Source organism: Kibdelosporangium philippinense (assembly GCF_021390435.2).
Lineage (GTDB): Bacteria > Actinomycetota > Actinomycetes > Mycobacteriales > Pseudonocardiaceae > Kibdelosporangium > Kibdelosporangium philippinense.
The window spans coordinates 1,649,822-1,662,413 of record NZ_JAJVCN010000003.1 but is presented as its reverse complement, the minus strand read 5'-3'; the positions used below and the strand labels follow the sequence as shown (position 1 = coordinate 1,662,413).

General features: G+C 64.6%; 13 protein-coding genes. 11 read left to right on the top strand and 2 right to left on the bottom strand.

Annotated elements, in window-relative coordinates:
* Window positions 1-5 precede the first annotated feature (5 nt).
* Entirely contained in the window at window positions 6-746 is a 741-nt protein-coding gene (locus LWC34_RS39935) for a FadR/GntR family transcriptional regulator (RefSeq protein ID WP_233730392.1), read from the bottom strand.
* Window positions 747-826: 80 nt separating this feature from the next.
* Here LWC34_RS39935 and LWC34_RS39930 point away from each other — a divergent pair, with 80 nt between their 5' ends.
* From LWC34_RS39930 to LWC34_RS39895, 8 genes are read left to right on the top strand one after another with little or no spacing between them, the layout of a single operon-like run.
* Window positions 827-2,311 carry an ABC transporter substrate-binding protein gene (locus LWC34_RS39930; RefSeq protein WP_233730391.1) on the top strand — a complete coding sequence of 495 codons (1,485 nt, stop codon included), beginning with the start codon at window positions 827-829 and terminating at the stop codon, window positions 2,309-2,311.
* Entirely contained in the window at window positions 2,308-3,252 is a 945-nt protein-coding gene (locus tag LWC34_RS39925; protein WP_233730390.1) for an ABC transporter permease, read from the top strand. Before LWC34_RS39930 ends, LWC34_RS39925 begins: the two co-directional genes overlap by 4 nt.
* Window positions 3,252-4,085: an ABC transporter permease gene (locus LWC34_RS39920; protein WP_233730389.1), complete on the top strand. Its 834-nt coding sequence runs from the start codon at window positions 3,252-3,254 to the stop codon at window positions 4,083-4,085. The genes LWC34_RS39925 and LWC34_RS39920 overlap by 1 nt, the downstream gene beginning before the upstream one ends.
* Window positions 4,082-4,888 (top strand): ABC transporter ATP-binding protein, encoded by an 807-nt coding sequence (locus LWC34_RS39915; RefSeq protein ID WP_233730388.1) that lies wholly within the window; start codon window positions 4,082-4,084, stop codon window positions 4,886-4,888. The genes LWC34_RS39920 and LWC34_RS39915 overlap by 4 nt, the downstream gene beginning before the upstream one ends.
* Window positions 4,881-5,657, top strand: a complete 777-nt coding sequence (locus LWC34_RS39910; RefSeq protein ID WP_233730387.1) for an ABC transporter ATP-binding protein — start codon at window positions 4,881-4,883, stop codon at window positions 5,655-5,657. Before LWC34_RS39915 ends, LWC34_RS39910 begins: the two co-directional genes overlap by 8 nt.
* A 2-nt stretch (window positions 5,658-5,659) precedes the next feature.
* Complete coding sequence (locus LWC34_RS39905) at window positions 5,660-7,105, top strand: aldehyde dehydrogenase family protein (protein WP_233730998.1); 1,446 nt, start codon at window positions 5,660-5,662, stop codon at window positions 7,103-7,105.
* Entirely contained in the window at window positions 7,102-7,869 is a 768-nt protein-coding gene (locus tag LWC34_RS39900; RefSeq protein WP_233730386.1) for an SDR family NAD(P)-dependent oxidoreductase, read from the top strand. The genes LWC34_RS39905 and LWC34_RS39900 overlap by 4 nt, the downstream gene beginning before the upstream one ends.
* Before the next feature lie 11 nt (window positions 7,870-7,880).
* Window positions 7,881-9,257 (top strand): amidase, encoded by a 1,377-nt coding sequence (locus tag LWC34_RS39895; protein WP_233730385.1) that lies wholly within the window; start codon window positions 7,881-7,883, stop codon window positions 9,255-9,257.
* Here LWC34_RS39895 and LWC34_RS39890 read toward each other — a convergent pair.
* A complete protein-coding gene (locus tag LWC34_RS39890) occupies window positions 9,202-9,663 on the bottom strand; it encodes a DUF998 domain-containing protein (RefSeq protein ID WP_233730384.1) in 462 nt (153 codons plus the stop codon). The genes LWC34_RS39895 and LWC34_RS39890 overlap by 56 nt on opposite strands.
* A gap of 269 nt (window positions 9,664-9,932) precedes the next feature.
* On the opposite strand from LWC34_RS39890, the gene LWC34_RS39885 reads away from it, so the two are divergent.
* From LWC34_RS39885 to LWC34_RS39875, 3 genes are read left to right on the top strand one after another with little or no spacing between them, the layout of a single operon-like run.
* Window positions 9,933-11,120: a sensor histidine kinase gene (locus LWC34_RS39885; RefSeq protein WP_233730383.1), complete on the top strand. Its 1,188-nt coding sequence runs from the start codon at window positions 9,933-9,935 to the stop codon at window positions 11,118-11,120.
* Window positions 11,117-11,776: a response regulator gene (locus LWC34_RS39880; RefSeq protein WP_233730997.1), complete on the top strand. Its 660-nt coding sequence runs from the start codon at window positions 11,117-11,119 to the stop codon at window positions 11,774-11,776. The genes LWC34_RS39885 and LWC34_RS39880 overlap by 4 nt, the downstream gene beginning before the upstream one ends.
* Window positions 11,777-11,786: 10 nt before the next feature.
* A complete protein-coding gene (locus LWC34_RS39875) occupies window positions 11,787-12,584 on the top strand; it encodes a TIGR03084 family metal-binding protein (protein WP_233730382.1) in 798 nt (265 codons plus the stop codon).
* Window positions 12,585-12,592 lie beyond the last annotated feature (8 nt).

Sequence of the window (12,592 nt, the reverse complement as noted above, 5' to 3'; positions counted from 1 at the left end):
ACCACTCACGAGGAGGTGACGAGGGCGGCAAGCAACTTTCGCGCTTCCACCGGAAGGCTATCGGCGTAGTAGTCGTACAACGCCTCGCGCGCCAACCGGGCCGCCAGGGCGCCATCGCGGTCACGGATCGCTTGCAGCACTTCGGAATGGTGCTGCAAGTACGCCAGCATCAGCTTCTGCCGATCGGAAGCCGTCGCCAGGTGATCGGCGATCAGATCCAGCACCACACCACGAACCACGTTGCTGCACACCAAGATCAGCGTGTTCTGAGTGGCTCGCGCGACCGCGTCGTGAAACGCCACGTCCGCCGCACTGAAGTCGGCGTGCTCGGTCGCCTCGGTCATAGCGGTCAGCGCGGCTTCCATCTCCGCGAGCTGGGCGTCGGTACGCAGCTGTGCGGCCAACAGGTACGCCGAACCTTCGAGCAGCATCCGGAACTGCAACAACTCCGCCAGCGACATCGACTCCGCGCGGACCAGCCGGGACATCGACTTCTGCAGGCTCTTCGGCGACGCGGGCAGCACCTCGGGGCCGCGCGGATCGCCCGCGCGGGACTGGACCATTCCGTTGCTCTGCAGCACTCGGAGAGCCTCGCGCACGGTCGAGCGGCTGACGCCGAACTGGGTCATCAGGTCACGCTCACTGGGCAGCCGCGAGCCGGGCCGGAGCCGGCCGGTAAACACAGCTTCTTCGATCTGCTCGACCACTCGTTCATATGCCCTGACCGGGCTGACCGGCTCGAACATCCTCGGACCGCCCCTCTTGACCAATGCGGCAGCGAGTGCAAGTCTACTGGTCTGACCAGCGTACTAGGTAGGTGAAGCCGGTGCGGATTTTCGTCGCCACGGTTGTCCTCGCGCTGCTCACCAGTGCGTGTTCGGCCGGGTCCTCCGTGTCGGTTCCGGCCGATCCCGACGCGATCTCGATCGGATTCACCGCCGAGCCGGCCAATCTCGACTTCACCCGCACCGATGGTGCCGCGATTCCGCAGGCTCTGCTCTACAACGTCTACCAAGGCCTGGTGAAACTCGACCCGGACGGCAAGATCGGGCCCTCGTTGGCTCGCGAGTGGACAGTCAGCGAGGACCGCAAGACCTACGACTTCCAGCTGCAGCCGAACGTCACGTTCAGCAATGGCCAGCCGTTCACCGCGCAGGACGTCAAGTTTTCCGTCGAACGGGTGAAAACCGCGTGGACCATCTCGCTGAAGTCCAAGATGGACGTGGTGGACCGAGTCGACGTGGTCGATCCGACGCACGCCCGCGTGATCCTGAAGCGGCCGAGCAATAACTGGCTGTTCGACATGACCACCAGGGTCGGCGCGATGTTCAGCCCGTCTGGTGTCGCTGACCTGGCCAACACCCCGGTCGGCACCGGGCCGTACGTGTTCGCGACCCGCAAGCGCGGCGACTCGATCGTCCTGCGCGCCAACCCTTCCTACTGGGGCCGTAAGCCGACCTACACCACGGTGTACCTGAAGTACTACAAAGACCCGACGGCGCTGAACAACGCCTTGCTCAGCAACGGAATCGACGTGATCTCGGCGGTCACCACGCCCGACTCGATCCGCCAGTTCGAGACCGATACGCGGTTCACGGTCCTGCAAGGAACCACGAACTCCGAGGTCACGCTGTCGTTCAACAACGCGCGAGCGCCCTTGAACGACAAGCGAATACGCCAGGCGTTGATGTACGCGATCGACCGGAAAGCAGTGATGGCAACGGTTGCGGCGGACCGTGGGACGCTGATCGGCAGCATGGTCCCGCCGACCGACCCGTGGTACGAGGACCTCAACGGCATTTACCCGCACGATCCGGTGCGCGCCAGGGCATTGCTCGCCGAGGCCGGTCAGCCGAACCCGCGGCTCAGGTTGCGAGTGGCGAACCTGCCGTATGCCGTGAACTCCGCACAGGTCGTGGCCTCGCAACTGGCCGATGTCGGGGTGAGCGTGAGCATCGAACCGCTGGATTTCCCGGCTGTGTGGCTCAAGCAGGTGTTCACCGACCACGACTTCGACATGTCGATCATCCAGCACGTCGAGGCCCGTGACATCGTTACGTTCGGCAATCCCAAGTACTACTGGGGTTACGACAGTCCGAAGGTGCGGGAACTGTTGACTCAAGCCGATGTCGGCACGCCACAGCGTCAGGTCGAAGCCATGAAGGAGATCGCGCGCACGATCACCGACGATGCCGCGGCGGACTGGTTGTTCCTGTTCCCCAACGTGGTCGCGGCCAGGACCAAGGTGACTGGGCTCGCGCGTAACCAGGTCAGCGAATCCTTCGACCTGACCGGGCTGGGGCGCCAATGATCCTGTCCATCGCCCGTCGCACGGCGATCTTCATCGTCAGTGTTTCCGTCGCCTCGATCGCGGTCTTCCTGTTCATGGCCGTCCTGCCGGGCGATCCCGCGCAGGTCGCGCTCGGGATCAACGCGACGCCCGAGTTGCTGGCCAGTACCAGGGCGGAGTTCGGCACCGACCGTCCACTTGCGAGTCAGTACTTCGACTGGATCGGCGGCGTGCTGACCGGCGACTTCGGGCGTTCGTACGTCACTCGTGACCTGATCGGGCCACAGCTTGCCGACCGGCTCGGCGTGACGTTGTGGTTGGTCGGTGCGGCGATGATCATCGCGTTGCTGATTGCCGTGCCGTTGGGGTCTTTCGCGGCCGTGCGGCACCGGAAAGCCAGCGGCACCGTCATCTCCGGGGCATCACAGCTCGGTGTTGCCGTGCCCGCGTTCCTGGCGGGCATCTTGCTCGTGCAGATCTTCGCGGTGCAGTGGCGGCTGTTGCCGTCTGGTGGATGGACGCCGCCGAACCAGGATTTCGGCGAGTTCATTCGCGGCTTGGTTCTTCCCGCACTAGCGCTTGGTCTGGTGCAGGGCGCCGTGCTGACCCGATACGTCCGATCGGCCGTGCTGGATACCTTGCAGGAGGACTATTTGCGGACCGCGCGGGCCAAGGGCCTGATGCCCGGTCAAGCGCTAGTTCGGCACGGGTTGCGGAACGCGGCAGTGCCTGTCGTGACTGTGCTGGGATTGCAGCTCACGACATTGCTGATCGGCGCGGTCGTGGTCGAGCGGGTGTTCGTGTTGCCAGGGCTGGGAAGCATGCTGCTGGACTCGGTCGCGGCCCGTGACCTGCTTACTGTGCAAGGCATCGTGCTGGTCCTGGTAATCGCCGCTTTGCTCGTGAACTTCCTCGTCGACCTGCTGTACACGGTCATCGACCCACGGCTGCGGAGGTCCTGATGACGACTGTCCGCACCACCCGCAGGACGTCCGCGCTGACCGCCGGCGTGATTCTGGTCGGCTTGGTCGTGGTGTTGGCCGTGGTGTCGTTCCTGTGGACACCGCACGAGCCGACCCGAGTTGACGCGGCCGTGCGCTTGCTCGGGCCGACTGGCGATTATCTGTTGGGCACCGACAAGTTCGGCCGTGACCTGGTCAGCCAGATCATGGTCGGTGCGCGGACAACGCTGTACGTCGGCGTGGTCGCGGTCGGTGTGGCAGCCGTGATCGGCACACCGCTCGGCATCCTGGCCGCGATGGGTCCACGGTGGCTTGGCGAACTTGTCATGCGTGTCAACGACTTGGTGCTCGCGTTCCCGGCTTTGCTGCTGGCGATCATGTTCGGCGCTGTGTACGGCGCGAGCACACTGACCGCCATGATCGCGATCGGCATCGCGACCGTGCCGTCGTTCGCCCGGATCGCCAGGTCGGGAACGTTGCAAGTGTTGAGCACCGAGTACGTGCTTGCTGCGCGTGCGGCAGGCAAGTCGAGGTTCGCGATCGCGCGAAGGCATGTCCTGCCGAACATCGCGGGTCTCTTGATCGTGCAGAGCTCGGTGTCTTTCGCGATCGCTGTGCTCGCTGAGGCCGCGTTGTCGTTCCTCGGTTTCGGCACCAGGCCACCGACTCCGTCATGGGGCCGGATGTTGCAGGAATCGCAAGAACTCCTTGCCGTGGAGCCGCGGTTGGCGCTCGTTCCGGGTGTCGCGATCGCGATTGCCGTACTGGGCTTCAACTTGCTGGGTGACGGGCTGCGGGACCGACTCGATCCACGATTGGCAGGTCGCCGATGAGTGTGCTTACGGTTTCCGGCCTCAACGTCTCGGCGGGCGGTGCCCAGCTGGTCAAGGACGTGTCGTTCAAGATCGACAAGGGTGAACGGGTCGGCCTGATCGGTGAGTCCGGATCGGGCAAGACCGTGACCGCGTCGGCCGTGATGGGCCTGCTGTCCGAGGAATTGTCCGCGTCCGGCTCGATCCGCCTGGACAATCGGGAACTCGTCGGCATGCCGGAGCGTGAGCTGTCCCGGTTGCGTGGCCGGGACATGAGCATGGTCTTCCAGGAGCCGATGACCGCGTTGAACCCGACCATGCAGGTCGGCAAGCAGGTCGCGGAGGTCATGCGGCTGCACCGAACTCAGCCAGATCGACACTCTGCCCGTACTGCGGCGGTTGATCTGCTGGATCGCGTGCGCCTGCCCGATCCGCAGCGGGCTTCGAAGTCGTATCCGCATCAGCTTTCCGGTGGTCAACGGCAGCGCGTGATGCTCGCGATGGCGTTGGCCAACAACCCATCCCTGTTGATCTGCGACGAACCGACCACGGCGTTGGACGTGACGGTCCAGGCGCAGATCCTAGAGCTGATCCTGGCCGGCACCAGGGAATCCGCGTTGCTGTTCATCACGCATGACCTGGCGGTCGTGGCGACCGTGTGTGAGCGGGTACTTGTCATGTACAACGGGGAAGTCGTGGAATCCGGGCTCGTCCGGGACGTGTTCACGGCGCCGGAACATCGTTACACCAAACAGCTGCTCGCTTCATCGGATCTCGAGTCGACTGACCCGGACGGCAGGCTCTGGACGGTGTCCCATGATTGAGGTTCGTGACCTGCGCAGGACCTATCGCGGACGCCTCGGCCGCAAGCCCGTCGAGGCGCTGCGTGGCGTGTCGTTCGATGTCGGTGTTGGGCAACGGTTCGGCATCGTCGGCGAGTCCGGTTCCGGCAAGTCCACTTTGGTCAGATTGCTTGCTGCTTTGGACAAGCCGACCGGCGGCACGATCTCGTTCCGTGGCACTCGGATAGACTCGTTGCCGGAACGGAGGCTGAAATTCCTGCGCGACGAGGTGCAGATCGTCTTCCAGGACCCGATGGGTTCGTTGGATCCGCGCATGCGGGTCCGTGACATCATCTGCGAGCCATTGAAACGTTCCGACAATAGCGCCGAACGGCTCAACGAGCTGCTGGACGCGGTAGGACTGCCGCAGGACGCGGCTTCCCGTTACCCACACCAGTTTTCTGGCGGTCAACGGCAACGGATCTCGATCGCTCGAGCCCTCGCGCCGCATCCCAAGGTGCTGATCGCCGACGAGCCAGTCAGCGCGCTGGACGTGTCCGTGCGTGCGCAGATCCTGAACCTGCTGGCAGATTTGGTCGAACGATACGACCTGACCTTGGTGTTCGTGTCGCATGACCTGTCGGTGATCCGGCATGTGTGCGACACGGTCGCGGTGATGCGCCACGGCGAAATCGTCGAGCTCGGTGCGGTTGACCAGGTCTACCAGGAACCGTCACATCCGTACACGCGAGAGCTGATCGCCGCGGCGCCGACGTTGCGCAAGGCGTTCGCGAGGTTCCGGGAAGGATGAGCATGTTCCGGCCGCCATATCCACCTGGACTGCCTATTGGTTCTGAGTGGCTACCTGTGCCGAGCACCAGCCCGGTGCTTTTCCCGTATGACGGAACCGTGGTCACGCAAGCGCCTGTGGGCACTGCGGATCTGGCCCGTCAGGCGCTCGATTCGGCTGTCGCGGTGAAGAAAGAGGCCGCCGCGCTGTCGTCGCGCGCTCGCCGCCAGATCCTGACGTCCGCCGCCGATGCGATTGCCGCGCAGCGGGAGGCATTCGAGGAACTGCTGGTGCTGGAGACCGGGAAGCCGCTGGTCGATTGCCGGGTCGAGGTCGCACGAACGATCGTGACCTTGCAGGCTTCGGCCGAGGAAGTCGCCCGGCTCCATGGGGAGACGGTCCCGCTGGACCTGTTGCCGTCCGGCGACGGGATGATCGGCTACTGGACAAGGCGCCCGATCGGTGTGGTCGTGGGGATCGCGGGCTTCAACTATCCATTGCTGTTGGCCTCACACAAGATCGCGCCCGCTGTTGCCGCCGGTTGTCCTGTCGTCTGCAAACCCGCTCCAGCAACGCCATTGGCCACTCTGTGGCTGGTTGATCTGTTCCGCAAGGCGGCTGTGGCGGCCGGAGCGCCTGCTTCGCTGGTTCAGTTGGTTACCGGTGACGTTGAAGTCGGGTCCACATTGGTCACCGATCGCCGGATCGGCGCGGTGTCGTTCACCGGCTCGTCCGCGGTCGGTCACCAGATCGCCAGGGACGCCGCACCAACCAAGACCTTGCTCGAACTTGGGTCCAACGCGGCCATGGTCGTCGCGGACGACGCCGACTTGGACGCGGCCGTCGATGCCACCCTGCGCGGCGGTTTCTATGCCTCTGGCCAGGCATGTATCTCGGTTCAGCGGCTGATCGTGCATGAATCCGTTGCCGCTGAGTTCGATGCCCGGTTGCGGGACAGGCTCGGCGAGGTCGTCATCGGTGACCCGCGTGACGCGAAGACTCGGGTGTCGGTGCTGATCGACGACCGGTCGACCAAGCGTGTGCTTGATTGGGTCGAGTCGGCGGTGTCCGCGGGCGCACGGCTGGTCAGTGGCGGCGGTGTGGACGGTGGAGTGATCCAGCCGACCGTGCTCGCCGACGTTCCGGCTGGCGCGTCCTGCTGGGATGATGAGATCTTCGGACCGGTCGTCTGCCTGCGCACTGTGTCCACAATGGATGAAGCTTTCGACATGGTGAACGACTCGCGCTACGGCCTGAACGCATCGGTGTTCACCCGGTCGCTGGCCACCGCGCACAAGGCGATCGACACCCTGGAAGTCGGCGCGGTGGTGGTGAACGAGGTCCCAGGCTTCCGCTCGGACACGATGCCGTACGGCGGCGTGAAGGACTCGGGGATCGGCCGTGAAGGGCCGAGGTTTGCCATCGAAGAGCTGACTGTGACGAGGATGGCGGTGATCCGGCCAGCATGACCGACTACACCACACTGTTCAGGTTGGACGGTCGCAGGGCCGTTGTCCTCGGCGCCGGAAGCGGAATCGGACGTGAGTCGGCGCTGGCTCTTGCTGCCCATGGTGCCTCGGTGATCTGCGCTGACGTCAACTTTGTCGCGGCGCAGGAGACCGCGTCGATGATCGACGCCGATGCGTACGAGATCAACGTCCTTGATTCCGAGGCTGTTGCCGAAGCCGCCGCTGCTTTGGGTGAAGTGGACGTCGTGGTCCTGACGGCCGCGATGAATGTGCGCAAGCGCTTGCTCGACTACAGTCGCGACGAGTTCGACCGCGTCGTCGCGTTGAACCTTGGCGCCACATTCGACGTGGTGCGAGCCTTCGGATCGCACATGGTCGAGCGCGGGCGTGGCAGCATCATCGGCTTCTCGTCGATCCGCGGGACCACAGTCGAACCTGGTCAGAGCGTGTACGCGGCCACCAAGGCTGGTTTGGTGCAACTGTTCCGTACGGCCGCGGCGGAGTTCGGGCCGTACGGGGTCCGGGTGAACGCGATCGCGCCCGGGGTCGTCGAGACTCCGTTGACCGCGCAGATCAAGTCCGATCCAAGCTGGTATCAGGCATATGCCGACAAGGGCGCGCTCGGCCGATGGGCCAAGCCTTCGGAAATGGCTGGTGCCGTGGTGTATCTGGCTTCGGACGCCGCCAGTTTCGTGACCGGAGCCGTGATCGCGGTCGACGGCGGCTGGACCGCGGTCGACGGTCGCTTCAACCCGCCAGCGTGAAGGGGAGTGCAATGACTGATCTCGCGGATCTGACCGCGGTCGACCTGCTCGCTGAGTACCGCGGCGGCCTGTCGCCGGTCGAGGTGGCCGAGGCGGTCCTCGCCCGGATCGCGTCCAAGGAACCCACTTTGCAGGCGTTCTACACGCATGACCCGTCGGCCGTTCTTGCTGCGGCACGGGAATCCGAGCAACGCTGGCGGTCTGGCAGCCCGCAAGGGGCTCTGGATGGCGTGCCTGTGACGATCAAGGAGAACATCGCCACCGAATCAACTCCGGTGCCGCTGGGGACCGCCGCGACCGAACTCGTTGCGGCTGCTGAGGATGCCCCGGCTGCGGCACGGTTGCGCGAAGCCGGTGCGGTGTTTCTCGGCAAGACCACGATGCCGGACTACGGCATGCTCACGTCCGGCTTGTCCAGTTTCCACGCGACGGCCCGAAACCCTTGGGACACCTCGCGAACGCCCGGTGGATCGAGCGCTGGTGCCGGTGCAGCGGGCGCGGCTGGGTACGGACCGTTGCACCTGGGGACCGACATCGGCGGATCGATTCGGTTGCCTGCCTCGTTCTGCGGTCTCGTCGGGCTGAAGCCTTCGTTCGGCCGGGTGCCGGTGGATCCGCCTTATATCGGACGCGTTATCGGGCCGATGACCAAGACAGTCGCCGACTCGGCTCTGCTGATGAAAGTGTTGTCACAGCCGGACTCTCGTGACTACATGGACCTGCCGCCGAATGACATATCGTGGCAGGACTTGACTTTCTCTCCGGCAGGGGTGCGAGTTGGTCTGCATCTCGAAGCCGGTGTCGGGCTGGATGTCTCGCCGGAGGTCCGTGCCGCGGTCGAGGAAGCCGCTCGGTTGTTCGAGTCAGCCGGTGTGACCGTCTCGCCCCTGGATCCCTTTGTCACGCGGGAAATGCTCGACGGTCTCGACTTGTTTTGGCGTACCAGGCTGTGGTCGGACCTGTCTGCTCTGCCAGCCGATCGGTTCTCGAAGGTGCTGCCGTACATCGTGGAATGGGCCCGTGCGGGCGGCGATGCGTCTGGTGTGGACGTTTATCGAGGGTTCTCCCAGATCGACCGGATGAGCGCGGCCGCGGTGCGGGCGACTTCTCCGTACGACTTCGTGCTGTCACCGGTGTCGCCCACGCCCGCGTTCCAGGCTGACTGGGCATCTCCGCTGAACGACCCGGCGAGGCCGTTCGAGCACATCGGCTTCACCGTGCCGTTCAACATGTCCGGACAACCCTCGCTGTCGATCAACTGTGGATACACGGCTTCCGGTCTGCCAATCGGCCTGCAGATCACCGGACGCCGGTTCGACGATCTCGGCGTGCTCAGGATGGCTGCCCTGTTCGAACAACTGCGACCGGAACAGCGGACAGCCGTTTGATCAGCACGCCGATGATCCCGATATTGGCACCGAGCACGAACCGTTCGGTGATACCGCTGTAGTCACGCCATCCCGGGACGATGAACGTCGCCACGAACAATACGAGCAAGACGAAACTCGCGATCGAGAAGGGGCGCAAGACTGGCCATTGCCGTGACAACAGCAAACCGGCCCACGGCAACGTGACCAATCCGGCCAGCGCGGCATAACGATGGATGGCGCCGTGCCATGTCAACGCCTGATCCGCGGGTTCCTGTGGAAAGATGGCCAGCACGGCAAGCCCGATGCCCCACACCAAGATCAGCCAGTACGCCGATTTCGGGCCACCGGCCGACCACAACGCGCCAGCGGTGGCAAGGGACGAAAAGCCGATCGCGAGCATCGCGACACCGGCAAGACGCGCCACCTTGGCCGGTATAGACGTATTCACTGAAGGTTTGGTGGATCGTGCCCGCGTACACGATTTCGAGGTATATCGCGACGCTCAGGCCGACGATCATCCACAGCAACGCGGAACCGGCCATCAGTCGGGTCATTCGCTCGTTCATGAATTCGAGCTTGTCGGGAGTCGGCCGCCAGGTCGTCCCGCTGTGGCGGTGTCTTGGGCGTACCCCTGCGGAGCTACGGGTATTTCCCCGATATCCGTATGCGGGCGAAGTTGGCTAGCGTCAGGGTATGGGGATTGTCTGGGCGCTGGTGACCGGCCGAGACCGGGAAATGGGGCCACCGATCGGGTGGTGGCGCGGACCATCCTGGCTCGGCTGGTCACTGTTGCTTGGAGTCATGGCGGTATGGACGGGAAGCGGGTTCCTGGTCTGGTCAACAGCGAGCGGCGGCAATGAGCTGGTCGGCGTCCTTGTGGTGGGGTTGGCGGCGGCAGCTGTTCTGTTGTGCCGTCATTTCCCGTTGACCGCGGCGCGATTCGCGGTCGCCGCGACAATTGTCGCCGCGATTCTTGCCAGGGAAGTCCCTGCGCCGATCGGCATGGTGCACCGCTGGCCGTTGGACGCGTATCTGATCCCGTTGGCGCCAGTGGTCGCATTGGCTCTCGCACGAGCCCGGGTCAAGGACATGTTCGGGATCGCCGCCATGACTTTCGGCGCGGTCGCGGTCGCCACCCTTGTCGTCGGCGTGCGATATGGCGCCGAATTGATGGCCGGACCGGTCGCGGGCGTGATCGGCGCGGTCATCGCCGGATACATCCTGAACGACAGCCGAAACAGCCGACTGGAGTCCGAGCAGGAACGGCAGAAGCGATCGCATTTGCAGCAGCAGACCAAGATCGCGCGGGAACTGCACGACGTGATCGGGCACCACCTGTCGATGATCGCCGTACGAACCGAGAGCGCGCAGTACCGTCTTTCCGGCGTGACACCGGAAGTCCAAGAGGAATTCTCTGCCTTGGGCACGGCCGCGCGTGCGGCGTTGAATGACGCCCGCAGGCTGATCGGAGTGCTGCGTGAGGACGACGGCGAACCGGAACACTTGCCACAGCCGACAATTGACGATATCGATTCGCTTGTGCGGTCGGCGAGTGCTTCAGGGGCGTCGGTGACATCGTCGCTGTCCGAGATTCCCGGGGTGTCCGCGATGGTTGGTCTGGCTGCGTACCGGATCGTGCAGGAGTCATTGAGCAACGCGATGCGCCACAGCCCAGGAACTGATATTTCTGTGGTGGTGCGATCTTCTGGTCCGGCCGTCGAAGTGTTCGTCGACAATGGACCCTCTGCTGGTGTCGCGCATTCCGTTGATGGCAACGGGCTGACCGGAATCAGGGAACGAGTGAGCCTAATAGGCGGTGAATGCACGGCTGGGCGCCGTGCGGATGGGGGATTCCAGGTATGGGCGAAGCTGCCCCTGTGATCAAGGTGTTCGTGGTCGACGACCAGACGATGGTACGGGAGAGCTTCGCTGCTGTCCTTGCCGCGCAACCGGATATGACCGTCGTCGGGACAGCGGGCGACGGCGCGCAAGCGGTTGCGGCGATTCCGTCGGCGGCACCGGATGTCGTGCTGATGGACATCCGTATGCCCACAATGGACGGCCTGGAGGCAACCCGTCGACTGCTGTCCGGTTCGGTTCCTTACCGAGTGGTGGTCCTGACCACGTTTCACCTGGACGAATACGTTTACGACGCGTTACGTGCGGGCGCCAGCGGATTCCTGCTGAAAGACGCCCCTTCCGTCGACCTGATCAACGCGGTCCGTGTGGTTGCCGCAGGTGACGCGCTACTCGCGCCAGCGGTGACCCGTCGTCTGATCGCCGACATCGTGCAGGCAAACCCCGCACCCCGTGCCCGTCCCGCCTCGATGTCCCGCCTGACCTCCCGTGAAGTCGAAGTGCTGCGGCTGGTCGCCCGCGGCATGTCCAACGCGGAGATCGCCGGGCAGTTCGTGTTGTCCGAGCAGACCGTGAAGACTCATGTAGGCCGTATCCTGGGAAAACTCGGCCTGCGCGACCGTGCGCAGGCGATCGTGCTCGCCTACGAGTCAGGCCTGGTCCAACCAGGACAGGGTTAGAGTGGCCGTCATGTCGGAACTGCGTGGGGTGCTCGACGACTTGGTGGCTGAGGGTGAGTCGCTGGATTCGCTGGTGGCCACACTGGACAGCTTGACCAATCCGACCCCGGCGGCAGGCTGGACGATCGCACACCAGATAGCCCACCTGACCTGGACGGATGAGGCCAGCATCCTCGCCGCGACAGACGCACCGGCGTTCCAGGAAGTGGTCACCGAAGCCTGGAAGAACCCCACCGGCTTCGTCGACGAGGGTGCGGCTTCGTTGGCCTCTCTGGAGGTGCCAGTGCTGCTGGCCCGCTGGCGTGCGGGCCGCTCGGCCCTCGCGGCGGCGTTGGGCGAGGTGCCTTCGGGCGTGAAGCTGCCTTGGTTCGGCCCGCCGATGAGCCCGATGTCCATGGCCACCGCCCGCATCATGGAAACCTGGGCCCACGGTTTGGACGTTGCCGACGCTCTCGGCGTCTCCCGCCCGCCAACCATGCGCCTGCGCCACGTCGCCCACATTTCCGTGCGTACCAGGGATTTCGCGTATCAAGTCCACGGCCTCACGCCGCCAGCGGAGCCGTTCTACGTGGCCTTGACCGCGCCTGACGGTTCCCTATGGACCTGGGGCCCGTCGGACGCGGCCCAATCCGTCACCGGCCCAGCGCTGGACCTGTGCCTCGTGGCCACCCAACGCCGTCACCGCGCCGACACCTCGTTGATCGCCACCGGCCCAGATGCCGAAAAATGGCTGGACATCGCCCAGGCCTTCGCAGGCTTGCCCGGCCCCGGCCGACCCCCAACCAAAACCGACTCCACTCAAACCTGACCCCAAGC